Origin of the sequence: Streptomyces sp. NPDC001663 (assembly GCF_042893105.1) — a bacterium.
In the GTDB taxonomy this organism is placed as follows: domain Bacteria; phylum Actinomycetota; class Actinomycetes; order Streptomycetales; family Streptomycetaceae; genus Streptomyces.
In genome coordinates, this window is the sequence record NZ_JBIAUR010000002.1 from 630,968 (window position 1) to 655,578 (window position 24,611).

Sequence of the window (24,611 nt, forward strand, 5' to 3'; positions counted from 1 at the left end):
TCGGTCTGCGGGCCGCTCGTCAGTACGCCGAGCCGGACGCGCCCAGGGAACCCGTGGGGTGCCAGACCGTCTTCGTCTCCAGGAACGCCGTCATGCGGTCGATGCCCGGAGTCGCCGCCCAGTCGACTTCGTCCACAGGCTGTGGACGAAGAACTCGCTTGAGGTTGTCGGCCGCCGCGATCTCCAGTTCCTTCGCCAGTACGTCATCGGCGCCCGCGAGGTCGATCGCGTTGACGTCCTGGTGGGCCGCGAGAGGCGTCGCGATCTCCGAGGTACGGCCGGAGAGGACGTTGACGACACCGCCGGGGAGGTCGGAGGTGGCCAGGACCTCGCCCAGGGACAGGGCCGGCAGCGGGGACTTCTCGGAAGCCACCACTACGGCCGTGTTGCCCGTCGCGATCACCGGGGCGATCACGGAGACCAGGCCCAGGAAGGACGACTCCTGCGGGGCCAGGACCGCGACCACGCCCGTCGGTTCGGGCGAGGAGAGGTTGAAGTACGGGCCCGCGACCGGGTTTCCGCCGCCGACCACCTGGGCGATCTTGTCGGTCCAGCCCGCGTACCAGACCCAGCGGTCGATCGCGGCCTCGACCTGTTCTGCGGCCCTGGACTTCGACAACCCCTCGGCGTCGGCGACCTCGTGGACGAACTGGGCCTTGCGCCCCTCCAGCATCTCGGCGATGCGGTAGAGGATCTGGCCGCGGTTGTACGCCGTCGCGCCCGACCACGGGCCGACAGCCTTGCGCGCGGCGACCACCGCGTCGCGAGCGTCCTTGCGGGATGAAAGGGGCGCGTTCGCCAGCCAGTTGCCCTTCTTGTCGCTCACCTCGTACACCCGGCCGCTCTCGGAACGCGGGAACTTCCCGCCGACGTACAGCTTGTAGGTCTTGAAGACCGACAGCCGTTCGGTCTTTTCGGTCTTCTCAGACATCGAGGTACGCCTCCAGGCCGTGGCGGCCGCCCTCGCGGCCGAAGCCCGACTCCTTGTAGCCGCCGAACGGCGAGGTGGGGTCGAACTTGTTGAACGTGTTGGACCAGATCACGCCTGCGCGCAGCTTGTTCGCGACCGCGAGGATCCGCGAACCCTTCTCCGTCCAGATGCCCGCCGACAGGCCGTACGGCGTGTTGTTGGCCTTGGCGACGGCCTCGTCGGGCGTGCGGAAGGTCAGCACCGACAGCACCGGGCCGAAGATCTCGTCGCGGGCGATCCGGTGCGCCTGGGTGACGTTCGTGAAGAGCGTCGGCGCGAACCAGTAGCCGGAGGTGGGGATTTCACAGGCCGGCGACCAGCGCTCGGCGCCCTCCGCCTCGCCCTGCTCGACGAGGGTGGTGATGCGCGAGAGCTGCTCCTCGGAGTTGATCGCTCCGATGTCCGTGTTCTTGTCGAGCGGATCGCCGAGGCGGAGCGTCGACAGACGGCGCTTGAGCGAGTCCAGCAGCTCGTCCTGGATCGACTCCTGGACGAGGAGACGGGAGCCCGCGCAGCACACCTGGCCCTGGTTGAAGAAGATGCCGTTGACGATCCCCTCCACGGCCTGGTCGATGGGGGCGTCGTCGAAGACGATGTTGGCGCCCTTGCCGCCCAGTTCGAGCGTGAGCTTCTTTCGGGTGCCCGCGACCGTCTTCGCGATCTCCTTGCCGACGGCCGTGGAACCGGTGAAGGCGACCTTGTTGACGTCCGGGTGCGCGACGAGCGCGGCGCCCGTGTCGCCGTAACCGGGAAGGATGTTGACGACACCCTTGGGGAGGCCGGCCTGGCGGCAGATGTCCGCGAAGAACAACGCCGACAGCGGGGTGGTCTCGGCCGGCTTCAGGACGACCGTGTTGCCCGTCGCCAGCGCCGGGGCGATCTTCCACGCCAGCATCAGGAGCGGGAAGTTCCAGGGGATGACCTGGCCCGCGACGCCCAGCGGGCGCGGACGGGCGCCGAAGCCCGCGTGGTCGAGCTTGTCCGCCCAGCCCGCGTAGTAGAAGAAGTGCGCGGCGACCAGCGGGAGGTCGGCGTCGCGCGTCTCCTTGATCGGCTTGCCGTTGTCCAGCGTCTCCAGGACCGCCAGCTCACGGCTGCGCTCCTGGATGATCCGGGCGATGCGGAACAGGTACTTGGCGCGCTCGGCGCCCGGCAGCGCCGACCACTTCTCGAACGCCTTGCGGGCTGCCTTCACCGCACGGTCGACGTCCCCGGAACCGGCCTGGGCGACCTCGGACAGCACTTCTTCCGTGCTGGGGCTGACGGTCTTGAAGACCTTGCCGTCGGCGGCCTCCACGAACTCGCCGTCGATGAACAGGCCGTAGGACGGCGCGATGTCGACGATCGAGCGGGACTCGGGTGCCGGCGCGTATTCGAATGCGGATGCCATGGTGATCAGTCCACCGTCACGTAGTCGGGGCCGGAGTAGCGGCCGGTGGCCAGCTTCTGACGCTGCATCAGCAGGTCGTTCAGGAGCGAGGAGGCGCCGAAGCGGAACCAGTGGTTGTCCAGCCAGTCATCGCCGACGGTCTCGTTGACCAGGACCAGGAATTTGATCGCGTCCTTGGACGTCCTGATGCCGCCGGCCGGCTTCACGCCGACCTGTACCCCGGTCTGGGCGCGGAAGTCGCGGACGGCCTCCAGCATCAACAGGGTGTTGGCGGGCGTGGCGTTGACCGCGACCTTGCCCGTGGACGTCTTGATGAAGTCGGCGCCCGCCAGCATGCCGAGCCAGCTCGCGCGCCGGATGTTGTCGTACGTGGAGAGCTCGCCGGTCTCGAAGATGACCTTGAGGCGGGCCGAGGGCCCGCAGGTCTCCTTCACGGCGACGATCTCGTCGTAGACCTTCAGGTAGTTCCCCGCGAGGAACGCCCCGCGGTCGATGACCATGTCGACCTCGTCGGCGCCCGCGGCGACCGCGTCGCGCACGTCCGCCAGCTTCACCGGCAGCGCGGCGCGGCCGGCCGGGAAGGCGGTGGCGACCGAGGCGACCTTCACGGTCGAACCGGCGACGGCCTCCTTGGCGGCGGGCACCATGTCGGGGTAGACGCAGACGGCCGCGGTCGCGGGGGTCGTGCGGTCGGTCGGGTCGGGGTGGACCGCCTTGGCGCCGAGCGCCCGGACCTTGCCCGGGGTGTCCGCGCCTTCCAGCGTCGTCAGGTCGACCATCGAGATGGCGAGGTCGATGGCGTACGCCTTCGCGGTCGTCTTGATGGAACGGGTGCCGAGGGAGGCGGCGCGCGCCTCCAGGCCGACCGCGTCGACGCCGGGCAGCCCGTGGAGGAAGCGGCGCAGCGTGCTGTCGGACGAGGTGACGTCCGAGAGTGTGTGAGCTGCGTTGGGTGCAATGGTGGGCATGGTCACCAGACGAGCATATCTACGCGCGTAGCGGCTGTACACCCCCGGAGAACCCCTGGATGCTCATCCGTTACTGGGCCACCGCGTACGAGCGCTGCCGGTGGCGTCGGGCAGAATCGGGACCATGACGACGCCCGAGCCCCAGTCACCCTCGCCGCAGTCCCCGGCAGCCGAGTCCAAGGACCGGGTCTACCGGTCGCCCGCGGGCATCGTCGGCGGTGTCCTGCTGCTCGCCATCGCGGGCTGGCTCGGCATCGACGCGATCGTCAAGGGGCACGGCCGTACGCCGTGGCTGGCGCTCGCCGCGCTGATCCTGGTCGTGCCGCTGGTCGCCGCCCTCACCCTGCGCCCGGCCGTCTACGCCAACGAGGAGCGGCTGCGCATCCGCAACCCGTTCCGCGTGATCGTGGTGCCGTGGGGGCAGATCGCCTCGCTGCGGTCCGGTTACTCCAACGAGGTCGTGGCGAAGTCCGGCAGCAAGTACCAGCTGTGGGCCGTCCCGGTCTCGCTGCGGGCCCGCAAGAAGGCGGCCCGGCGGACGTCCCGGGCGGCGGCGGACGCGCGGCGGGGCGACCGCGGCGGACGTGGCGGGCTGGGCGGCGGCTTCGGCTTCGGCGGGCTTGGCGGCGGCTTCTCGCGCGGCGACGCCGATGCGGACGGCCCGATGCGCGCCGAGTCCGACAAGGTCATGGACGACCTGCGCGAGCTGCTGGAGAACCGCGAGCAGGCGGAGACGGCGCAGGGCGAGGTGACGGTGCGCTGGGCGTACGAGATCGCGGGCGCCGCGGCGGCCGGGGCGGTACTGCTGGCGATTCTGCTGGCGACCGGCTGACGCAGGGCGGGCTGTTCGGCGGGCTACCGCTTCACAGTTTCGTTGGGCATGATCGGCGTTCACACCTCGGGCACGACGGCATCCCCATCCCCCACCCGGACGGAACCGAGGGCCGCTGCCACCTCGGTGGTCCTGAGTGTCTGGGAAACGATGAGTACGAGCCCTCGGCCGCTGCCCGCTGCCGCGACACCCGATGGATGCGTTCCCTGGGACGGCGAGCAGACGCGCCGCTGGACGCAGGCGCTGGCGCCGCGCTGGGTGCCGGTGCGGGTGCCCAGGCGGGTGGTTCTGCTGGTGGAGTTCTGCGCTCTGTTGGCCGCCTGCGGGCTGGCCGACTTCGGGGTGCAGCCCTTCGTCGCGGCCTTCCTCGCGCTGCAGGTGGTGTGGCTGCTGGTGCGGCCCGAGGTCGTACGGATCACAGCGGCGATGCAGGTCCTCATGGTCGCGGCACCGTCGGCGGCGCCGTCCGTGTGGGTGCTGCCCGGTGGCGTCCTGCTCGCGGGGGTCTGCGCGCGGGCCACGCACCTGCGCCTGGCTGCCCGGAAGCGGCAGTCGGACGCGGCGCTGGCGGCGTCCGGCGGTGTGACGGCCTCTCTGCCGGAAGGGCCGCTGTGGCGCGGGAGGTTCTTCACCCTGGTCGGGTTCGTACTGCTGGCGGCGGGGACCGCGCTGGCCGTCGTCGCCACCGGCGCCGATGCCGCCGACGACCGGCAGGTGGGGCCGGCTGCGGGGTTCTACCTCGCCGGACTCGGCCTCACCGCGCTGCTCTCCGGGGTGCTGGGCCGCCGCAGGTCTGTGGCGCTTCGCCGGGAGCCGGCGCCCGTCCTGCGCGTGCTGGTGCGCGACAGCGGGATGGTGGACACGGAGGTGTTCGCCGCGGACGACCTCGGGGCGCTGCGGCCGCTGTTCACGGTCTCGTTGACCGAGGTGGACGACGAGGACGACGAGGACCTCGACGACGAGGAGCTCGACGAGCTCGTCGACCAGCTCGACAGCGACGAACCCGGCCCGCTGCGCGAGGCCGTCCTGTACGGGGCGCCGTACGAGGGCGCCGAGGTGCTGCTGGTCTGCGCGGCCGAGAAGCCGGGCGAGGAACCGACGGTGGAGCGGTCGATCGGGCCCGTACGGCCTCTGTCCGACCCCCACGTCCGGCGCGGGCTGCGCGCGGAGAAGAGCAGGGCCGCCCTCGACGCGAAGTACGCGGAGCGCAGCCGCGCCGCCGCCGAGGCCGTCGCCCGGGCGCCCTACGCCGTGGCCGGCAAGGGCGTACGGCGGTGGCGCTCGGGCTGGCCGGACTGGCTGACCGCCGCGATGGCGGTGGTGTGGGCCGTGCACTTCGCCTGGGACGAGGACGACGTGTGGTGGTACGGCGTCGGCGGCATTCTGGGGATCGTCGCCGTGCTGATGCTGCCGAAGTGGCTCGCCTGGCGCATCACCGCCGACCGGGACGGCCTGTGGTTCAACGGGCTGCGCCGCGCCCGGCACATCGCCTGGGACGACATACGGGTCGTCGAGTGCAAGGGCCAGGAGCTGAAGATCGACAGCCGTCGGCCCCACGGCGAGTGGTCGGTGTTCGGCTTCCGCTGGCCCTGGCTGGAGCGGAAGGCGGGCTTCATCCACCCCTACGAGCGGGCGGCCGCCGAGATCACGGCGATGTGGCGGGAGCCCGCCTACCGGCCGTTCGCCGCCGCCGGTGAGCGGGAGCGCAGGCGACTGCTGTGGCCCGTGGCCGTGCTCGTGGCGTTCGTCTGGACCGCGGGCCTGATCCTGTTGTAGGCCCGTCTCACGGCGCGCTCGGCCACAGCAGGATCATGTTCGCGCTGCAGTAGGCCGAGCCGAGCACCGCCGCCGTCAGCACCAGCGCGCGGTGGCGGCGGGATGCGCGGTTCAGGTGCAGGGCCACCGGCAGCAGGAGCGGGAAGCCGGGCAGCAGGAAGCGGGCGCGGGGGAAGTAGACGCCGCCGCTGCACAGGACGATCACCAGCAGGATGCCGGTGAAGACGAGCAGGGGGAGCGGCTGGCGGTCCCACACCGACAGGACGAACAGCACCGCCGACACGATCAGCGTGCACGTCACGATCACCATGAAAAGGTGCGGTCGCGGGTCGACCCCGAGGGTCTCCTTGATCCGGCGCAGGGTCTCCTCGCCGCCGTCCAGCTCGTTGTGCCACAGCCGCTGTACGGCGAAGTAGCCGTCCCAGCGGCCGAGGCGCAGGCCCACCCAGCCGACGTACAGGCACCAGCCGAGCGGGGCCAGGGCGGCGGCCGCGAGGAGGCGGGTGTCGCGCGGGCGGCGGTGGAGCGACAGCAGCGCCCAGACGGTGACCGCCGCGGCCACCGCGATGCCGGTCGGGCGGGTCAGGCCGGCGAGCGAGGCGAGGGACGCGGCGAGGAGCGGTCGGTCGGTCAGTACGGCGTACAGCGCCCAGGCCGCGAACGCCGTGAACAGGGACTCGGTGTAGCCCATCCACTGCACCAGGCTCACCGGCAGCGCGGCCCACAGGACGGTCAGCAGGACGCCGACCCGGCGGCCGTGCAGCCGGTCGCCGACCGCGAAGACGCCCCAGGCCGCGAAGAACGAGGCGAGGACGGCGATGCCGAGGCCGGTGGAGGCGCGGCTGCCCGGGGTGAGTACCGCGACCGCCTTCATCAGGTACGGGTACAGCGGGAAGAAGGCCAGGTTGTTCGAGTCGTAGGCGGTGCCGAGCGTGCGGGTGTAGCCGTGGTCGGCGATGCCGAGGTACCAGTCGGCGTCCCACTGGATCGCCAGGAGCGGCCAGAGGCCGTGGTGCCGGCGGTGGGCCCAGAGAGTGAGGACGAGCAGGCCCGTCAGGCGTACGGCGAGGTAGGCGAGGAGAGCGGGGACCGCGCGGCGCAGGAGGGATGCAGCGGCCCGGGGCTGTAGTGAGCCCGGGGGTGCGGCGGTCGCTCGGGGTTTCGGCCGGAATGCGGTCGAGGACACGGCGGCGGCTCCAGGGCTGACTCGGCGGTGCGGTTGCCGTTCCACCGTTGCCCGGGCGCCCCGGCGGGGCGTGGAACCCAGGTCAACAGCCCTGGGTAAATCACCCGATGGGGTGCCCCGCGTCTGGCGGAACGGGGGCACCCCGCGAGTGCGGCTCGGCTCCTCAGATGCCGGCCGCTGCCGAGAGGTCCCGCTTGATCGCCGCGAGCAGGTCGTTGGCGGTCGCGTGGGCCGCCGGGAGGCCGGCGTGCGTGGCGACGGGGACCACGACCTCCAGGTAGCACTTCAGCTTCGGCTCCGTGCCGCTCGGGCGGACGATGACGCGGGCGCCGTCGAGCGTGTAGCGCAGGCCGTCGGTGGGCGGGAGCTTGTCGGTGCCCTGGGTGAGGTCCTCGGCCTTGGTGATCGCGAGCCCTGCGAGCTGGGTCGGGGGCTGCTCGCGGAGCCGCTCCATGGCGCGGGCGATGACCGAGAGGTCCTGCACGCGGACCGAGAGCTGGTCGGTGGCGTGCAGGCCGTGCTCGACGGCGAGGTCGTCGAGGAGGTCGAGGAGCGTGCGGCGCTGTTCCTTGAGCTCGGATGCCAGCTCGGTGATCAGCAGGGCGGCCGTGATGCCGTCCTTGTCGCGTACGCCGCCGGGGTCGACGCAGTAGCCGAGGGCCTCCTCGTAGCCGTAGCGCAGGCCCTCTACGCGGGCGATCCACTTGAAGCCGGTGAGGGTCTCCTCGTACGGCAGTCCCGCCTTCTCGGCGATACGGCCGAGGAGGGAGGAGGAGACGATCGACTCGGCGAAGGTGCCGCGCGCTCCGCGGCTCACCAGGTGGGCGGCGAGCAGCGCGCCGACCTCGTCGCCGCGCAGCATGCGCCAGTCGGTGCCGTCCTTGACGGCCACGGCGCAGCGGTCGGCGTCGGGGTCGTTGGCGATGATCAGGTCGGGGTCGGTCGCGTTGGCCTGGGCGAAGGCCAGGTCCATGGCGCCGGGCTCTTCCGGGTTGGGGAAGGCGACGGTGGGGAAGTCCGGGTCGGGCTCGGCCTGTTCGGCGACGACGACGGGCTCGGGGAAGCCGGCGCGGGCGAAGGCGGCGAGGAGGGTGTCCTTGCCTACGCCGTGCATCGCCGTGTAGACGGTGCGGGCCGTGCGCGCGGAGCCCCTGGCGAGTACGGCGTCGGTGCGGGCCAGGTAGGCGTCGAGTACGTCGTTGTCGAGGGTCTCCCAGCCGGAGTCCGGGCGCGGGACGTCGTTCAGCGAGACGATCGCGTCGATCTCGGCGGCGATCTCCGCGTCGGCGGGCGGCACGATCTGGGAGCCGTCGCCGAGGTAGACCTTGTAGCCGTTGTCGCGGGGCGGGTTGTGGCTGGCGGTGACCTCCACGCCGGCTACCGCGCCCAGGTGCCTTATGGCGTACGCCAGGACGGGGGTGGGGAGGGGGTGGGGGAGTACGGCGGCGCGGAGGCCGGCGCCGGTCATCACGGCGGCCGTGTCGCGGGCGAAGTCGGCGGACTTGTGGCGGGCGTCGTAGCCGATGACCACGAGGCCGCCGCGCCCGCCCTTGGCGTTCAGGTACGCGGCGAGACCGGCTGCGGCGCGGATGACGACCGAGCGGTTCATGCGCATGGGACCGGCGCCCAGTTCGCCGCGCAGGCCTGCCGTGCCGAACTGGAGCGTGCCGCTGAAGCGGTCGGCCAGCTCGGTGACGTCTCCGGCCTCGATGAGCTTGGAGAGCTCGTCGCGGGTCTCCGGGTCGGGGTCCTCCGCCAGCCAGGTCTTGGCCCGGGCGATGAGATCGTCGTGCACGGTCGGTCCAGCCTCTCGTGTGTCTGAGGGGGATGCCTGCGGCGCATCTGCGGGTCGGTGGGGGTGCGTGCAGCGCCTGCGGTTCGATTGTCGTCGGGGCCGTGCCGGGGGGTGTCCGTCCTCGGTCGGGCGGTTGCTGTGTGGTGGGGCTGTGCTCGGTGGTGGACGCCCGCCGCTGCGGGCGGACACCCCCCGGCACGTCCCCTTCCCGCCGTGGGCGACTGCAGCCACCCGAGGGCTCGGGCAACTGCGTGCCCAGCCACTACGGCGGTCAGAGCCTGCCGAGTACCTGGGCGAGCAGCGAGCCCATCCGGGTTGCCGAGTCGCGGCCTGCCTGGAGGACCTCCTCGTGGTTGAGGGGTTCGCCGGTCATGCCCGCCGCGAGGTTGGTGACCAGGGAGATGCCGAGTACCTCGGCGCCCGCCTCACGCGCGGCGATGGCCTCGAGGACCGTCGACATGCCCACCAGGTCCGCGCCGATGACTCGGGCCATGCGGATCTCGGCCGGCGTCTCGTAGTGCGGGCCGGGGAACTGGGCGTAGACGCCCTCCTCCAGGCTGGGGTCGATCTCCTTGCACAGGGCGCGCAGGCGCGGGGAGTAGAGGTCCGTCAGGTCGACGAAGTTGGCGCCGACGATCGGGGACGTCGCCGTCAGGTTGATGTGGTCGCTGATCAGGACCGGCTGGCCGGGGCGCATGCCCTCCCGGAGGCCGCCGCAGCCGTTGGTGAGGATGATCGTCTTGCAGCCGGCCGCGACCGCGGTGCGGACGCCGTGGGCCACGGCAGCCACGCCACGGCCCTCGTAGTAGTGGGTGCGGCCCAGGAAGACCAGGGCCCGCTTGTTTCCGATCTTGTACGAGCGGATCTTGCCGCCGTGCCCTTCCACCGCCGGCGGCGGGAAACCGGGCAGCTCGGTGACCTGGAGCTCGGCGTCGGGTGCGCCGAGGGCGTCCACGGCCGGGGCCCAGCCGGAGCCCATCACGAGGGCGACGTCGTGGGTCTCGGCGCCGGTCAGTTCGCGCAGGCGCGCGGCGGCGGCGTCAGCGGCGGCATGGGGGTCGCCCTGGATGTCGTCCGGAAGAAGAGATGCGTTCACGCGACTGAGGGTAGCCGGTTTGTGCCTACGCGCGTAGATGACAGAGCTCACGGGATGGCGATCGTTGTCTTGTCGTTTCCAACGAAGGGTGAGACACAACGGGACCTATGTGGTGCCTGTGGCCAACCTGGGTGTCCGCTGTGCTCAGCAGGGGCGCTTTCGCAGCTCCATCACGTAGTCGTGCGGGGCCCCGGCGGACTCGGCGGCGTCCGCGATCTCGCCGAGGTACCGGGCCGACGGGAGGCCGCCCTCGTAACCGTCGAGGACGTACAGCCAGGCCGACTCCTCGCCCTCCAGCGTGTGCACCCGGGCCCGCATCCGGCGGTAGACGCCGAGGCCGACGCCCTCCCAGCGGTCCATCGACTCCTCGTCCAGCGGCGCGATGTCGTACAACGCGACGAAGACCTGCGAGAACGGGTCCTCGACGATCGTCGCCAGCGCGCCCTCCCAGCCCATGTGCTCGCCCCCGAACGTCAGCCGCCACCCGTTCAGCCAGCCCGTGGCGCGCATCGGCGAGTGCGGGGCGCGGCGGGTCATCAGCCGCGCGTCGAGGTTGCCGGCGTACGCGGCGTAGAGCGACATGCGTCGAGGGTACGGCAGTCCGTACACGAGCCCCTGCGGTATCAAGGGCCCCTTGCCAACCCATTGCCCCGCCCCCGGGCAGTGGCACCTTGAACCGTGCGGGACAATGGGGTACGTGACTCGGATCGTGATCATCGGTGGCGGACCCGGCGGATACGAAGCGGCGCTGGTGGCCGCTCAGCTCGGCGCGGAGGTGACCGTCGTCGACTGCGACGGTCTGGGCGGAGCGTCGGTGCTGACCGACTGCGTGCCGTCGAAGACCCTTATCGCTACGGCCGAGGTGATGACCACCTTCGACTCGTCGTACGAGGAGCTGGGGATCATCGTCGCGGACGACACCCCACCGCTGGAGCAGGCGGCGCGGGTGGTCGGCGTGGACCTCGGCAAGGTCAACCGCCGTGTGAAGCGGCTTGCCCTCGCCCAGTCCCACGACATCACCGCCTCCGTCACCCGCGCCGGCGCCCGCGTCATGCGCGGCAGGGCTCGCCTCGAGGGCATGCAGGCCCTCGACGGGTCGCGGAAGGTGATCGTGGCGGCTGCCGACGGTTCCGAGGAGACCCTCACCGCCGATGCCGTGCTGATCGCGACCGGCGGCCACCCGCGCGAGCTGCCCGACGCCCAGCCCGACGGCGAGCGCATCCTCAACTGGACGCAGGTGTACGACCTCACCGAGCTGCCCGAGGAGCTCATCGTGGTCGGGTCGGGTGTGACCGGTGCCGAGTTCGCCGGTGCCTACCAGGCCCTGGGGTCCAAGGTCACGCTCGTGTCGTCCCGGGACCGTGTGCTGCCGGGTGAGGACCCTGACGCCGCCGCCGTCCTCGAGGACGTCTTCCGGCGTCGTGGCATGAACGTCATGGCCCGGTCGCGGGCCTCCGCCGCCAAGCGGGTCGGGGACCGGGTGGAGGTCACCCTGGCCGACGGGCGCGTCATCGCCGGGTCCCACTGCCTCATGGCCGTCGGTGCCATCCCCAACAGCGCGGGCCTCGGCCTGGAGGAGGCCGGCGTCAAGCTCCGCGAGTCCGGGCACATCTGGACCGACAAGGTGTCCAGGACCACGGCCCCCGGTGTGTACGCCGCCGGTGACGTGACGGGCGTCTTCGCCCTCGCGTCGGTGGCCGCCATGCAGGGACGTATCGCCATGTACCACTTCCTGGGTGATGCGGTGGCCCCGCTGAATCTGAAGACCGTGTCGTCCAACGTGTTCACCGATCCCGAGATCGCGACCGTGGGGTACACGCAGGCCGACGTCGACGGGGGCAAGATCGACGCGCGGGTCGTGAAGCTTCCGCTGCTGCGGAACCCGCGCGCCAAGATGCAGGGCATCCGCGACGGCTTCGTGAAGCTGTTCTGCCGACCGGGTACGGGCATTGTCGTGGGCGGTGTGGTCGTCTCCCCGCGCGCATCGGAACTGATCCATCCGATCTCGATCGCCGTCGACAACAATCTGACGGTCGAACAGATCGCGAACGCGTTCACCGTCTACCCGAGTCTTTCGGGGTCGATCGCCGAGGTCGCGCGCCAGCTCCACACGCGCAAGTCCGGCGGCGAGGTCTGACGGCCGAAACCGACTCCCCGCTGGTCACGGGGAGTTGTCGAGCATGCGTACGGCATAGGCGGGGCGGGTAGGCCCTATACCACTTCCCGCCCTCCTGTGCGAACAACTTCTGCTATTCGGCGCAAACAGCTGAAAGCAGACGGTCGTTGGGGTTACTGTCAGTTTCGTGTTCGCTGCAGAACGTCGCCAATTGATCCTCGAAATGGTGCGAGCGAATGGGGCCGTGTCGCTCCGTGAGCTCGCCCGCGTCGTCCAGACCTCCGAAGTGACCGTACGGCGGGACGTGCGCGCACTGGAGGCAGAAGGACTCCTCGACCGCCGGCACGGCGGTGCGGTACTGCCGGGCGGGTTCACGCGGGAGTCCGGCTTTCCGCAGAAGTCACATCTCGCGACCGCCGAGAAGACGGCCATCGCCGACCTCGCCGCCAACTTCGTGGAAGAGGGCGAGGCCATCGTGGTCGGGGCGGGTACCACCACACAGGAGCTGGCACGCCGGCTCGCCCGGGTGCCCGGGCTGACCGTCGTCACCAACTCCCTGTTGGTGGCCCAGGCGTTGGCCCATGCCAACCGCGTGGAGGTCGTGATGACCGGCGGCACCCTGCGTGGCTCCAACTATGCGCTGGTGGGCAGCGGGGCCGAGCAGTCCCTGCAGGGGCTCCGGGTCTCGCGGGCCTTCCTGTCCGGGAGCGGGCTCACCGCCGAGCGGGGGCTGTCCACGTCCAACATGCTGTCGGCGTCCGTCGACCGGGCGTTGGTGCAGGCCGCGGCCGAGGTCGTCGTGCTCGCCGATCACACCAAGCTCGGTACGGACACGATGTTCCAGACCGTGCCGACGGATGTGATCACGCGGCTGGTGACCGATGAGCCGCCGCCGCATGACGATCGGGCGGCGACGGAGTTGCAGGCGCTGGCCGACCAGGGCGTGCAGATCGCTGTCGCCGGGGCGTCGGGGAACTCGGGCGGTGATTCCGTCCCCCCGCGCCAGGCGCGCCGGGACGTCGCCCTTCCGGGGCCTCGCCGCGGCCAGGTTCCGGCGGGGCCGGGGGCCTCCGGCCTGAGGGCGGCGACGGTGCTCGGTGAGGCTTCGGCCGGGGCCGAGCGGGCGCGGGTTGCTGATCTGCGGCGGCGGTAGGGTCGCCTGTTCGCCGTAGGGGCTTGCGTTGTTGGGCGAGTGCGGGTTGGTCGTGGTTGCTCGCGCAGTTCCCCGCGCCCCCGGGGGTAGCTGCCCTTACGCCGGTTTCAAGCCCCGCAAGGTGAGTGTCAGCAGGCGGTCCGGCAACCCCGGGTCGGCCGGCGATTCCTCCGCCGCCAATGCGATCGCGTGGGTCAGCTGCAGGAGGTCGCCTATCGCCACCTCGGCGCGCACCGTTCCCGCCTCCTGGGCACGTGCCAGCAGCGCGGCGCCCGCCTCCCGAATGGGCCCGCTGCAGCGTGCCAGGGCGGAAGTGTCGTCGGACGTGGCGGCCATAAGTGCGTGAGCCAGGCCTCGGTACTCGCCCGCGTGTGTGACGATCTCGCGCAGCCATGTCACCAGTGCCTTGCACGGTTCGGGAGAGCCGAGCAGTTCGCGCGAGCGGGTCAGCAGGTCTCCCACCGCCTCCTCGAAGACCGCGCTCAACAGGGCGTGGCGGTTGGGGAAGTGACGGTACAGGGTGCCGATGCCTACGCCTGCTCGGCGGGCCACGTCCTCCAGGGACGCGTCCGTGCCGTGGGTGGCGAAGGCGGAGCGGGCCTCGGTGAGCAGTCGCTCGTGGTTGCGGCGGGCGTCGGCGCGCATGGCGCGCGGGGTCGCCGTCGTGTCGCCGGTCGCCGCCGGGATCGTGCCCACCATGCCTCCAGCATGCCATCGGAGAAACGAGGCGCCCGGCGGACTGACTGTGCCAGTCCGCCGGGCGCCTCGGGATGCCGTACGAAATGCGGCCCTTGGGTCAGTCCTTGATCTCGCAGATCGCGGCGCCGGACGTGATGGACGCGCCGACCTCGGCGCCCAGGCCCTTGATGGTGCCGGACTTGTGGGCGTTGAGGGGCTGTTCCATCTTCATCGCCTCGAGGACGACGATCAGGTCGCCCTCCTTGACCTCCTGGCCCTCCTCGACGGCGACCTTGACGATGGTGCCCTGCATCGGGGAGGCGAGGGTGTCGCCGGAGGCGGCCGGGCCGGACTTCTTGGCGGCGCGGCGCTTGGGGCGGGCGCCGGCGGCGAGGCCGGTGCGGGCCAGGGACATGCCCAGGCTGGAGGGCAGGGAGACCTCGAGGCGCTTGCCGCCGACCTCGACGACGACCGTCTCGCGGCCCGGCTCCTCGTCCGTCTCCGCGTCGGCGGGGGCGGTGAAGGGCTTGATCTCGTTGACGAACTCGGTCTCGATCCAGCGGGTGTGGACCGTGAACGGCTCGGCGCTGCCGGTGAGTTCGGGCGCGAAGGCCGGGTCGGTGACGACCGCGCGGTGGAACGGGATGGCGGTGGCCATGCCCTCGACCTGGAACTCGGCCAGGGCGCGGGCGGCGCGCTGCAGGGCCTGCTCGCGGGTGGCGCCGGTGACGATCAGCTTGGCCAGCAGGGAGTCCCAGGCCGGGCCGATCACGCTGCCGGACTCGACGCCGGCGTCCAGGCGGACACCGGGGCCGGTGGGCGGGGCGAACTCGGTGACCGTGCCGGGCGCGGGCAGGAAGTTGCGGCCCGGGTCCTCGCCGTTGATGCGGAACTCGAAGGAATGGCCGCGCAGTTCGGGGTCGCCGTAGCCGAGCTCCTCGCCGTCGGCGATGCGGAACATCTCGCGCACCAGGTCGATGCCGGCGACCTCCTCGGTGACCGGGTGCTCGACCTGGAGGCGGGTGTTGACCTCCAGGAAGGAGATCGTGCCGTCCGCGCCGACGAGGAACTCCACGGTGCCTGCACCGACGTAGCCGGCCTCCTTGAGGATCGCCTTCGAGGACGAGTACAGCTCGGCGACCTGCGCCTCGGACAGGAACGGCGCCGGGGCCTCCTCGACCAGCTTCTGGTGGCGGCGCTGCAGCGAGCAGTCACGGGTGGAGACGACGACCACGTTGCCGTGGGTGTCGGCCAGGCACTGGGTCTCCACGTGCCGGGGCTTGTCGAGGTAGCGCTCGACGAAGCACTCGCCGCGGCCGAAGGCGGCCACCGCCTCACGGACGGCCGACTCGTAGAGCTCGGGGACCTCTTCGAGGGTGCGGGCGACCTTCAGGCCGCGCCCGCCGCCGCCGAAGGCGGCCTTGATGGCGATCGGCAGGCCGTGTTCCTCGGCGAAGGCGACGACCTCCTCGGCGCCGCTGACCGGGTCGGGCGTGCCCGCGACGAGCGGGGCGCCGGCGCGCTGCGCGATGTGCCTTGCTGCGACCTTGTCGCCGAGGTCGCGGATGGCCTGCGGCGGCGGGCCGATCCAGATCAGCCCGGCGTCCAGGACCGCCTGCGCGAACTCGGCGTTCTCGGACAGGAAGCCGTAGCCCGGATGGATGGCGTCCGCGCCCGACTCGCGCGCCGCGTTCAGGACCTTCTCGATGTCCAGGTAGCTGCTCGCCGGGGTGTCACCGCCCAGGGCGAACGCCTCGTCCGCGGCGCGGACGTGCAGAGCGTCGCGGTCCGGGTCCGCGTAGACGGCCACGCTCGCGATCCCCGCGTCCCGACAGGCCCGGGCCACGCGGACAGCGATTTCGCCACGGTTGGCGATGAGCACCTTGCGCACGATTGAGGCTCCCTCCTTGAAACAAGCCGAGTTTAGGGACTGCCGACACGGCACTTCGACCCGTCCCCAATGGTGAGCTTGCCCACACGGAGCGTGATACGAGGCTCGCTCGACCCGCGAAATCCCATGTCGCACCTCGGTACGCAGGACTCCTCCCGGCAACCCTAGCCCTCCCATGTGGTCAAGGTCTCTGTGAGAGCGTGCTGCGGGCCACTCGGTTTCTTTGTGGAGTCCCTACGAATGGCCCAACGATTCTTTGCCGCCGGCAGAACTCTTGTCCCGGGGTTTACCCGTTAGTAGCGTTCACGATGTCTCGGACGTACTTGGGGTAACAGAGCATTGCCCGGCGGGCTCGGGCGGCAGTCGAAAGTGGGTGGGACCGGTGATGCGCAGACCGGTGGCGTGGATCGTGGCCGTCGTCCTCTTCGTGGAGGCGTTCGGGGTGGCCGCGCTGAACTGGTTCCTGGGGGTCGTGGTCGACCGTCAGGACATGTCCCTGGCCGGCCTCGACCCCGACACGATGTCGGTGTCCTCGAAGGTCGGCGGCATCGTCTTCGGCCTCTACTACGCCCTCTGCGGCCTGGTCGCGCTCCTCGTGGCCCTGCGCAACCGCCCGCCGGCCGGCTTCGGCCGCATCCTGCTGATCAGCGCGGCCGTGGTGCACGGACTGCTGGGGGCGTTCGTGTGGGGGCTCGTGGGCTGGCCCGCGTTCCTGTTCATGATCGTCGTACTCGCCCTCATCGTGCTGCTCCTGATGACGTACGACAGTCCGGCCGAACCCAGCGACACCCCGCCCACCGAGGTCCCCGGCCCCGAGGGCGGCAAGGGCGACGAGGGCTCGCCGCTCACGCCTCCGCCGGCGCCCACAACTCCGTGATGCCGACGCCCAGTTGGGCGAGCAGCCTGCGGACCAGGGGCAGGCTGATGCCGATCACGTTGCCGTGGTCGCCGTCGATGCCCTCGATGAACGGCGCGCTGCGGCCGTCCAGCGTGAACGCACCGGCGACGTAGAGGGGTTCGCCCGAGGCGACGTACGCGGCGATCTCCTCGTCGGTGGGCTCGCCGAAGCGGACGACGGTGGAGGCGGTGCCGGACGCGTACCGCTTGTTCGCCGTGTCCCAGATGCAGTGGCCCGTCTGGAGGGTGCCGGCGCGTCCGCGCATCGACTTCCAGCGGGCGGTGGCCTCTTCGGCGTCGGCGGGCTTGCCGAGGGCTTCCCCGTCCAGCTCCAGCACCGAGTCGCAGCCGATCACGATGGCGCCGTGGGCCTCCGGCCGGGCTGCCACGACGGATGCCTTGGCCTCGGCGAGGGCGAGGGCGAGCTCGGCCGGTGTGGGGGCGGTCACGGCGTCCTCGTCCACGCCGCTCACGATGACCTCGGGGTCCAGTCCGGCCTGGCGCAGGAGGTTCAGTCGGGCGGGGGACTGGGAGGCGAGGATGAGGCGGCGGCGCGGCTGATCGGTCATGCGGTCAGGGTATCGCCGGTCACTTGAGACCGATCACGATCATCGCCAGGAGCATGGCCAGGGCCATGAGAAGGCCGAGCCGCCGCATCATGACCTGCATGTCCTGCAGGTCCTTGGGCGGCTCGTTCTCAGGGTCGGACCACAGCATGTCTTTTAGCTTGCGGTGGTTAGGTCCTGTGCGCCTGAGTACGCGTACTCAAGTTTTCGGCCCGCAGACGTAGTGACCTGCCTGCGGGCCGGTGGGGGTTGTTCGCGCAGTTCCCCGCGCCCCCTCAAAGCCTCTCGCTCACCCCGGCCAGTAGGTGCGGGTCCAGGACGTGGGGCCCGGCTGGGGCAGGCGGTGGCTTGCGATGCGGGCCGGGTCGGACCAGGAGTCCTTGTCCCGCGCCGCGCCCGGCGGGACGGAGGCCGCCGCCGCGGCGCGGGCCCTGACCACCGCCAGGGCGGCGGCCAGCTCCTCCGGGGTCGGGTTGCCCCGTACGACCTTGATGTTCATGACGGCTCCCAGGGTCCGCGGGCTAGAGGGGGATGTTGCCGTGCTTCTTCGGCGGCAGGGACTCGCGCTTGGTGCGGAGCTGCCGCAGGCCGCGGACGACGTGGCCGCGGGTGTCGGACGGCATGATCACCGAGTCGATGTAGCCGCGCTCGGCCGCGATGTAGGGGTTGAGGAGGGTGTCCTCGTACTCCTGGATCAGGCGGGCCCGGACGGCCTCCAGGTCCTCGCCGTTCGCCTCCGCCTCGGCGATGGTGCGGCGGTGCAGGATGTTGACCGCGCCCTGGGCGCCCATGACGGCGATCTGGGCGGTCGGCCACGCGAGGTTGAGGTCGGCGCCCAGGTGCTTGGAGCCCATGACGTCGTAGGCGCCGCCGAAGGCCTTGCGGGTGATGACCGTGATGAGCGGGACGGTGGCCTCGGCGTAGGCGTAGATGAGCTTGGCGCCGCGGCGGATGATGCCGTCGTGCTCCTGGTCGACGCCGGGCAGGAAGCCGGGGACGTCGACGAAGGTGATGACCGGGACGTTGAAGGCGTCGCAGGTGCGCACGAAGCGGGCGGCCTTCTCGGAGGCCGTGATGTCCAGGCAGCCGGCGTACTGCATCGGCTGGTTGGCGACGATGCCGACCGGGTGGCCCTCGACGCGGCCGAAGCCGGTGAGGATGTTCGGCGCGAACAGCGCCTGCGTCTCGAAGAACTCGGCGTCGTCCAGGATGTGTTCGATCACCGTGTGCATGTCGTAGGGCTGGTTCGCGCTGTCGGGCACGAGGGTGTCCAGCTCGAGGTCCTCGGCGGTGACCGTCAGGTCCGCCTCCTCCGGGAAGACCGGCGCCTCGGAGAGGTTGTTGGACGGCAGGTACGACAGCAGCTGCTTGACGTACTCGATGGCGTCCTTCTCGTCCCCGGCCATGTGATGCGCCACGCCGGAGGTGGAGTTGTGGGTGCGGGCGCCGCCCAGCTCCTCGAAGCCGACGTCCTCGCCGGTGACCGTCTTGATGACGTCCGGGCCGGTGATGAACATGTGCGAGGTCTGGTCGACCATCACCGTGAAGTCGGTGATCGCGGGGGAGTAGACCGCGCCGCCCGCGCAGGGGCCGACGACCAGGGAGATCTGCGGGATCACGCCGGAGGCATGGGTGTTGCGGCGGAAGATCTCGCCGTACGCACCCAGGGAGGCGACGCCCTCCTGGATGCGGGCGCCGCCGGAGTCGTTGATGCCGATGACCGGACAGCCGGTCTTCAGCGCGAAGTCCATCACCTTGACGATCTTCTGGCCGTAGACCTCGCCCAGCGCGCCGCCGAAGACGGTGAAGTCCTGGGAGAAGACGGCCACCGGGCGGCCGTCGACCGTGCCGTAGCCGGTGACCACGCCGTCGCCGTACGGGCGGTTCTTCTCCAGCCCGAAGTTGGTGGAGCGGTGCCGGGCGAACTCGTCGAGCTCGACGAAGGAACCCTCGTCCAGGAGGAGCTCGATGCGCTCACGGGCCGTCAACTTGCCCTTGGCGTGCTGCTTTTCGACGGCGCGTGCGGAGCCGGCGTGCGTCGCCTCGTCAATACGACGCTGGAGATCCGCGAGCTTGCCCGCGGTGGTGTGAATGTCGATCGCTTCCGGCTCGGACATCGGGATCGCGGCTCCCTGCCTGCTCAAAAGGGGGGACGGTTACTCATCCGTAGAGTAGTGGTGGCGCTACGAATCAGCAGTGCGGCGTTTCACACACCTAGGGTGGCTTGCATGACGCCGCGAGATGCATCAGACGACAGCCGCTGGTCCGATCTGGACCGGCCTCCGCTCAACGCCGCCGCGCTGCGCCGCGGGCTCGTGCAGGACGGCGGGCTGTGGCGCGAGGTGGAGGTGGTGCAGAGCACCGGGTCCACCAACTCCGACCTGGTCGCCCTGGCGGCCGCGGGCAAGGCCGTCGAGGGGACCGTGCTGGTCGCCGAGGAGCAGACCTCCGGGCGGGGCCGCCTGGACCGCCAGTGGACGGCACCGGCCCGCTCCGGCCTCTTCTTCTCCGTCCTGCTGAAGCCGGGCGAGGTGCCGGTGGCCCGCTGGGGCTGGCTCCCGCTGCTCACCGGGGTCGCCGTGGCGACGGGGCTGTCCCGCTCGGCGGGCGTGGACACGGCACTCAAGTGGCCCAACGACCTGCTCGTTTCCATCGGCGGCGAGGAACGCAAGGCCGGCGGCATCCTCGCCGAGCGGGCCGGGGACGACGGGGTGGTCATCGGCGTCGGCATCAACGTGACCCTGCGGGCGAACGAACTCCCGGTGCCCACGGCCGGGTCGCTCGCCCTGGCAGGGGCGGTGAGCACGGACCGGGATCCCTTGCTGCGGGCGATGCTGCGCTCCCTGGAGGAGTGGTACGGGCGCTGGCGGGCGGCCCTGGGCGACCCGACGGTGAGCGGTCTCCAGGAGACGTATGCGGCCGGGTGCGCGACGCTGGGGAGGAGCGTCCGGGCCGAGCTGCCGGGAGACCGGTCGATCACCGGGGAGGCGGTCGCGCTCGACGGGGACGGCAGGCTGGTGATCGCGACGGAGGACGGAGTGCAGGAGCCGGTGGGGGCCGGGGACATCGTGCACCTGCGCCCGGCGTGAGCTCGACCGACCCGAGGGACGCGGGGCTGTGTCGATACGCGGCTCCGCCGCGTGGGCGCGACCAAGTCACTGACAGCCCGCACGCGACCAAGGGCATCAGCCACCCCTGTGTCGCGGCTCCACCCGGCGAAGCGAAGGAGTGAGCTACCGCACACCTGCCGTACAGTTGAGGCCGGTCGATACCTGACCGTGGCAGATCGGAAGGGCAGCAGGCGTGACCGTCGACGACACGGGCTCCGGCACGGGCGCGGACGGCCGGGTGGACCCCCACGCCGCCGATCCCGTCGAGGACCCCCTCGCCCTGCGTCTGGAGCATCTGATCCTCGGCGCCGAGCGGCGCTACACCCCTTTCCAGGCGGCCCGGAGCGCAGGCGTCTCCGTGGAGCTCGCCACCCGCTTCTGGCGGGCCATGGGCTTCGCCGACATCGGCCAGGCCAAGGCGCTCACCGAGGCCGACGTACTCGCGCTGCGCCGCCTGTCCGGTCTCGTCGAGGCGGGCCTGCTGAGCGAGGCGATGGCCGTGCAGGTGGCCCGGTCCACCGGGCAGACCACGGCCCGGCTCGCCGAGTGGCAGATCGACTCCTTCCTGGAGGGCCTGACCGAGCCGCCCGAGCCGGGGATGACGCGCACCGAGGTGACGTACCCGATCGTCGAGCTGCTCCTGCCCGAGCTGGAGGAGTTCCTCGTCTACGTCTGGCGGCGCCAGCTCGCCGCCTCGGCCGGCCGGGTCGTGCAGGCCGCCGACGACGAGGAGATGGTCGACCGGCGCCTGGCCGTCGGCTTCGCCGACCTGGTCGGCTTCACCCGCCTCACCCGCCGTATGGAGGAGGAGGAACTCGGCGAGCTCGTCGAGGCCTTCGAGACCACCGCCGCCGACCTGGTCGCCGCGCACGGCGGGCGGCTGGTCAAGACGCTCGGCGACGAGGTGCTCTACGCGGCGGACGACTCCGCGGTCGCCGCCGAGATCGCGCTGCGGCTCATCGAGACCATGGCGAACGACGAGACCATGCCCGAACTGCGCGTCGGCATCGCCTTCGGCACGGTGACCACCCGAATGGGCGATGTCTTCGGTACGACGGTCAACCTCGCCTCCCGGCTGACGTCGATAGCCCCGCGCGACGCCGTCCTCGTCGACAGCGACTTCGCTCAGGAGCTGATCCGCACCGGAGAGGCACCCGCCTCCGAGGCGGAGGCGGCCGAGGCCGCCGCGGCCGCCGAGAAGGAGGGCGAGGAGCCCCCGACGTACCGCTTCGCGCTCCAGCCGATGTGGCAGCGCCCGGTGCGCGGCCTCGGCGTCGTCGAGCCGTGGCTGCTGACCCGGCGGAGCGGACCGGCGTCGTAGCCGTCCTCAGTGGTCCCGCGCGTCCGCGTCCACGCACAGGCCGATGACCGGGACGCACAGGTCGGGCTGACTCGGCTTCGGAGCCGGGGGCTCGGTCGTCCGGCTCGGGTTCGGGGTCGGCTGCGGGGCCGCGGTCGTCGGTGCGGCTGTCGTGGTCGGTGCGGGGGTGTCGGGCGCCTCGGGGATGGTCGTGGGCGTGCCGGGAGTTGCGGAGGCCGGTGGCGTGGTCGTCGTCGGCAGGGGTACGAGGCCTGCAGTCCCCGTCGGTGTCGCGCTCACCCCGCCCATCGCGGAGGTCGCCGACGGGCTCACCTGTGGCACGGCCTCGACGGTGGCCACGGCGTTGTCCGACCGGTCGGCACCGGTGACCGGATCATGCCGGGGCTCGGCCTCGGCGGTCCCGACCGCGCCGACGCCCGTCTCCGGCGCCATCCGTACGAGACTCAGCGCACCGGCGGCCAGCGCCAGCCCCCCGACGGCGTACAGCACCTTGCGGGGCCGTGGCCTGCGATGCCGCCCCCGGGTGCGCACACCCTCTTGTCCGGTCCGAGGCCCCACCGACGTCTGTGCCATCACGGTCCCCTCCCCGTTGCGCCCGCGCCCCCTGCGCGCCGTGGCGGACGCACGTTATGCGCTCCTGTGCGCGGTGCGGCGGGAGTTGGGCGGGATGTCACCCGAACGGGGACAACGGGAGGAAACCCTGCGATGATCGGGTCGACGGTTGTTAACACGCGTTAACCGGAGGGTGTCATGAGCGAGGAGCGGTTCGGGGAGTTCGTGCTGGTGCGGCGGCACGAGAGCGGGCATGTCGCGGAGCTCGTCCTCGACCGGCCCAAGGCCATGAACGCCGTGTCGAGCGAGATGGCGCGGTCGATCTCGGGGGCGTGTGCGGCGCTGGGGGCCGACCGTGACGTACGGGCGGTCGTGCTGACGTCGACGCACGAGCGGGCGTTCTGTGTGGGGGCGGACCTGAAGGAGCGGAACTCCTTCACCGACGCCGATCTGATGCGCCAGCGGCCCGTCACGCGCGGTGCCTACACCGCGGTCCTTGAGCTGCCGGTGCCGGCGATCGCGGCGGTGCACGGGTTTGCGCTGGGCGGCGGCTTCGAGCTGGCGCTGTCGTGCGACGTGATCGTGGCCGACCGTACGGCGGTGGTGGGGCTGCCGGAGGTGTCCGTCGGGGTGATTCCCGGTGGAGGCGGTACGCAGCTGCTGCCGCGGCGGGTGGGGGCCGCTCGGGCGGCCGAGCTGATCTTCACGGGGCGGCGGTTGGAGGCCGGGGAGGCACGGGAGCTGGGGCTGGTGGACCAGTTGGTGGAGGAGGGGCGGGACCGGGAGGAGGCCCTGGCTCTGGCCGCGCGCATTGCTGCGAACTCGCCGGTCGGGCTGCGGGCCGCCAAGCGGGCTTTGCGGCTGGGGCAGGGGCTGGATCTGCGGGCCGGGCTGGAGGTCGAGGACGCGGCCTGGCGGTCCGTGGCGTTCTCGGGGGACCGGGCGGAGGGGGTGGCTGCGTTCAACGAGAAGCGGAAGCCCCAGTGGCCGGGGGAGTAGGACGGCTGCGCCGACCTCGGGGAGCGGTCACCCCAGCGCCGTATCAATAGAACGAATCGTCCGAAACCTCCCTAACCTGGGGTAATGGGTGAGGACAAGCGGCTGGCGGCCGTCGTTGCGCTGGCGCAGGGCATGGCGGCGGCCCACGGCTCGCATGAGGCGTGGCGGGCGGCGGCGGTCGGGGCGTGCCGGGCGCTCGGCGGGAGCTTCGCCGCGCTGTCGGTGTGGGAGCGGGAGCTCGGCCGGCTGCGGGTCCTCGTGAACGTGGGAGAGCGGGTGGAGGGGGAGGAGGAGTATCCGGAGGACGAGTCGTATCCGGTGCACCAGTTCCCCGAGATCACCGAGTTCCTGCACGAGAGGTGGGCCGGCGGTGGGGAGCCCAACGCATGGGTCGAGACGGCCCGGGGCCCGACGGCCGTGGGCAGACCCGGTTACATCCATCAGCGCGTCGCCGCGCTCCGTCGGCGCGGGCGTGGGTGCTGTGTCGTCGCGCCGATCGTGCTGAACGGGCGGGCGTGGGGTGAGCTGTATGTCGCCCGGCCGGCCGGCGACCCCGTCTTCGACCGGGGCGACGCCGACTTCGCCACCGTCCTGGCCGCCGTCGTCGCCGCCGGGATCGCCCAGGCCGAGCGGCTGGAGGAGGCAAGACGGCTCGCCTTCACCGACGCCCTCACCGGCCTCGCCAACCGCCGTGCCGTCGACGTGCGACTGGACGAGGCCATCGAGCGGCACCGCGCCGACGGCACGGTCGTCAGTCTCGTCGTCTGCGATCTGAACGGGCTCAAGCGGGTCAACGACTCCCAGGGGCACGCCGTCGGCGACCGGCTGCTCGAACGCTTCGGATCGGTCCTGTCCCTGTGCGGCGCCATGCTGCCGGGTGCGCTCGCCGCCCGCCTCGGCGGTGACGAGTTCTGTCTGCTCGCCGTCGGGCCCGGCGCCGACGAGGCGGTCAAGGCGGCCGACGAACTCTGCCGCCGCGCGGCCGAGTTGGAGCTCGGGGACGGCGTGGCCTGCGGGGTCGCGTCCACGCAGGATCCCATCGGGCCCGTGCGCTCCGCCCGCCGGCTGTTCCGGCTGGCGGACGCGGCGCAGTACCGGGCCAAGGCCGAACGGGCGGCCAAGCCGGTCGTGGCCGGCCGCGCGGGCCCCGACGACCCCGTCGTACGGCTGGCGGACTCGCCCTCCGGCGAGCGGACCGCCGAGCGCCGCCGGTTCCGGGGCAGGCCCTGAGCGCCGGTCCGGGGTGTGACCAATTCGGTAAGGGGTAAACCGGCCACCCACTCGTGACAACCTCGAATTCACTGCGTACGCTCCT

The 24,611-nt window shown here is 71.6% G+C and carries 23 protein-coding genes; 9 read left to right on the plus strand and 14 right to left on the minus strand.

Translation table 11 applies throughout. From position 1 onward, the window contains the following. Window positions 1-19 precede the first annotated feature (19 nt). From ACFY1L_RS09190 to deoC, 3 genes are read right to left on the minus strand one after another with little or no spacing between them, the layout of a single operon-like run. Window positions 20-931 (minus strand): aldehyde dehydrogenase family protein, encoded by a 912-nt coding sequence (locus ACFY1L_RS09190; RefSeq protein ID WP_388820426.1) that lies wholly within the window; start codon window positions 929-931, stop codon window positions 20-22. After that, the gene (locus ACFY1L_RS09195; protein WP_388820428.1) at window positions 924-2,360 is read right to left on the minus strand and encodes an aldehyde dehydrogenase family protein; all 1,437 of its coding nucleotides are present in this window, start codon (window positions 2,358-2,360) and stop codon (window positions 924-926) included. Before ACFY1L_RS09195 ends, ACFY1L_RS09190 begins: the two co-directional genes overlap by 8 nt. 5 nt (window positions 2,361-2,365) lie before the next feature. Continuing rightward, window positions 2,366-3,328, minus strand: a complete 963-nt coding sequence (deoC, locus tag ACFY1L_RS09200) for a deoxyribose-phosphate aldolase (RefSeq protein ID WP_388821162.1) — start codon at window positions 3,326-3,328, stop codon at window positions 2,366-2,368. A 124-nt stretch (window positions 3,329-3,452) separates the two neighbouring features. Between deoC and ACFY1L_RS09205 the strand changes: the two genes are divergently transcribed. Next, a complete protein-coding gene (locus ACFY1L_RS09205; protein WP_388820431.1) occupies window positions 3,453-4,160 on the plus strand; it encodes a PH domain-containing protein in 708 nt (235 codons plus the stop codon). A gap of 150 nt (window positions 4,161-4,310) precedes the next feature. Next, entirely contained in the window at window positions 4,311-5,936 is a 1,626-nt protein-coding gene (locus tag ACFY1L_RS09210) for a hypothetical protein (protein ID WP_388820434.1), read from the plus strand. 7 nt (window positions 5,937-5,943) lie between these two features. Here the strand turns inward: ACFY1L_RS09210 and ACFY1L_RS09215 are convergent, their stop codons facing one another. The 4 genes from ACFY1L_RS09215 to ACFY1L_RS09230 form a co-directional block, all read right to left on the minus strand. Then, window positions 5,944-7,122: a hypothetical protein gene (locus ACFY1L_RS09215; RefSeq protein ID WP_388820437.1), complete on the minus strand. Its 1,179-nt coding sequence runs from the start codon at window positions 7,120-7,122 to the stop codon at window positions 5,944-5,946. A gap of 163 nt (window positions 7,123-7,285) precedes the next feature. Then, window positions 7,286-8,917 carry a phospho-sugar mutase gene (locus ACFY1L_RS09220; protein WP_388820440.1) on the minus strand — a complete coding sequence of 544 codons (1,632 nt, stop codon included), beginning with the start codon at window positions 8,915-8,917 and terminating at the stop codon, window positions 7,286-7,288. A 271-nt stretch (window positions 8,918-9,188) separates the two neighbouring features. Next, window positions 9,189-10,013, minus strand: coding sequence for a purine-nucleoside phosphorylase (locus ACFY1L_RS09225; RefSeq protein ID WP_388820443.1), 825 nt, complete (start codon window positions 10,011-10,013; stop codon window positions 9,189-9,191). Between the two features lie 144 nt (window positions 10,014-10,157). Continuing rightward, window positions 10,158-10,595, minus strand: coding sequence for a gamma-glutamylcyclotransferase (locus ACFY1L_RS09230; protein ID WP_361267092.1), 438 nt, complete (start codon window positions 10,593-10,595; stop codon window positions 10,158-10,160). A 106-nt stretch (window positions 10,596-10,701) separates the two neighbouring features. Here ACFY1L_RS09230 and ACFY1L_RS09235 point away from each other — a divergent pair, with 106 nt between their 5' ends. Together ACFY1L_RS09235 and ACFY1L_RS09240 are read left to right on the plus strand one after the other, a co-directional pair. Further along, on the plus strand, window positions 10,702-12,150 hold the full coding sequence (locus ACFY1L_RS09235) for an NAD(P)H-quinone dehydrogenase (protein ID WP_388820446.1): 1,449 nt from the start codon (window positions 10,702-10,704) through the stop codon (window positions 12,148-12,150). Window positions 12,151-12,316: 166 nt separating this feature from the next. Then, window positions 12,317-13,282: a DeoR/GlpR family DNA-binding transcription regulator gene (locus tag ACFY1L_RS09240; RefSeq protein WP_388820449.1), complete on the plus strand. Its 966-nt coding sequence runs from the start codon at window positions 12,317-12,319 to the stop codon at window positions 13,280-13,282. A 96-nt stretch (window positions 13,283-13,378) separates the two neighbouring features. Here ACFY1L_RS09240 and ACFY1L_RS09245 read toward each other — a convergent pair whose 3' ends face one another. Beyond that, window positions 13,379-13,981 (minus strand): TetR/AcrR family transcriptional regulator, encoded by a 603-nt coding sequence (locus ACFY1L_RS09245; RefSeq protein ID WP_388820453.1) that lies wholly within the window; start codon window positions 13,979-13,981, stop codon window positions 13,379-13,381. Between the two features lie 97 nt (window positions 13,982-14,078). Continuing rightward, entirely contained in the window at window positions 14,079-15,851 is a 1,773-nt protein-coding gene (locus ACFY1L_RS09250) for an acetyl/propionyl/methylcrotonyl-CoA carboxylase subunit alpha (protein WP_388820456.1), read from the minus strand. A gap of 385 nt (window positions 15,852-16,236) precedes the next feature. On the opposite strand from ACFY1L_RS09250, the gene ACFY1L_RS09255 reads away from it, so the two are divergent. Beyond that, window positions 16,237-16,728 carry a hypothetical protein gene (locus ACFY1L_RS09255; protein ID WP_388820459.1) on the plus strand — a complete coding sequence of 164 codons (492 nt, stop codon included), beginning with the start codon at window positions 16,237-16,239 and terminating at the stop codon, window positions 16,726-16,728. Here ACFY1L_RS09255 and ACFY1L_RS09260 read toward each other — a convergent pair. From ACFY1L_RS09260 to ACFY1L_RS09275, 4 genes are all read right to left on the minus strand, one after another. After that, a complete protein-coding gene (locus ACFY1L_RS09260) occupies window positions 16,697-17,317 on the minus strand; it encodes a Maf family protein (RefSeq protein ID WP_388820462.1) in 621 nt (206 codons plus the stop codon). The two genes, ACFY1L_RS09255 and ACFY1L_RS09260, sit on opposite strands and share 32 nt — an antisense overlap. Before the next feature lie 19 nt (window positions 17,318-17,336). Then, entirely contained in the window at window positions 17,337-17,465 is a 129-nt protein-coding gene (gene mmpB / locus ACFY1L_RS09265) for a morphogenic membrane protein MmpB (protein ID WP_388820465.1), read from the minus strand. 138 nt (window positions 17,466-17,603) lie between these two features. Continuing rightward, window positions 17,604-17,813 carry an acyl-CoA carboxylase epsilon subunit gene (locus tag ACFY1L_RS09270; RefSeq protein ID WP_388820468.1) on the minus strand — a complete coding sequence of 70 codons (210 nt, stop codon included), beginning with the start codon at window positions 17,811-17,813 and terminating at the stop codon, window positions 17,604-17,606. 22 nt (window positions 17,814-17,835) lie between these two features. Then, on the minus strand, window positions 17,836-19,431 hold the full coding sequence (locus tag ACFY1L_RS09275; RefSeq protein ID WP_388820471.1) for an acyl-CoA carboxylase subunit beta: 1,596 nt from the start codon (window positions 19,429-19,431) through the stop codon (window positions 17,836-17,838). Window positions 19,432-19,542: 111 nt separating this feature from the next. On the opposite strand from ACFY1L_RS09275, the gene ACFY1L_RS09280 reads away from it, so the two are divergent. Both ACFY1L_RS09280 and ACFY1L_RS09285 read left to right on the plus strand, forming a co-directional pair. Continuing rightward, window positions 19,543-20,403: a biotin--[acetyl-CoA-carboxylase] ligase gene (locus tag ACFY1L_RS09280; protein WP_388820474.1), complete on the plus strand. Its 861-nt coding sequence runs from the start codon at window positions 19,543-19,545 to the stop codon at window positions 20,401-20,403. A gap of 214 nt (window positions 20,404-20,617) precedes the next feature. Continuing rightward, window positions 20,618-21,745 carry an adenylate/guanylate cyclase domain-containing protein gene (locus ACFY1L_RS09285; RefSeq protein WP_361266211.1) on the plus strand — a complete coding sequence of 376 codons (1,128 nt, stop codon included), beginning with the start codon at window positions 20,618-20,620 and terminating at the stop codon, window positions 21,743-21,745. Window positions 21,746-21,751: 6 nt separating this feature from the next. Here the strand turns inward: ACFY1L_RS09285 and ACFY1L_RS09290 are convergent, their stop codons facing one another. Beyond that, the gene (locus ACFY1L_RS09290) at window positions 21,752-22,318 is read right to left on the minus strand and encodes a hypothetical protein (protein WP_388820477.1); all 567 of its coding nucleotides are present in this window, start codon (window positions 22,316-22,318) and stop codon (window positions 21,752-21,754) included. A 177-nt stretch (window positions 22,319-22,495) separates the two neighbouring features. Here ACFY1L_RS09290 and ACFY1L_RS09295 point away from each other — a divergent pair, with 177 nt between their 5' ends. Continuing rightward, complete coding sequence (locus ACFY1L_RS09295; protein WP_388820480.1) at window positions 22,496-23,296, plus strand: enoyl-CoA hydratase/isomerase family protein; 801 nt, start codon at window positions 22,496-22,498, stop codon at window positions 23,294-23,296. Window positions 23,297-23,380: 84 nt separating this feature from the next. Beyond that, window positions 23,381-24,526 carry a diguanylate cyclase domain-containing protein gene (locus ACFY1L_RS09300; protein ID WP_388820483.1) on the plus strand — a complete coding sequence of 382 codons (1,146 nt, stop codon included), beginning with the start codon at window positions 23,381-23,383 and terminating at the stop codon, window positions 24,524-24,526. Window positions 24,527-24,611: the final 85 nt, after the last annotated feature.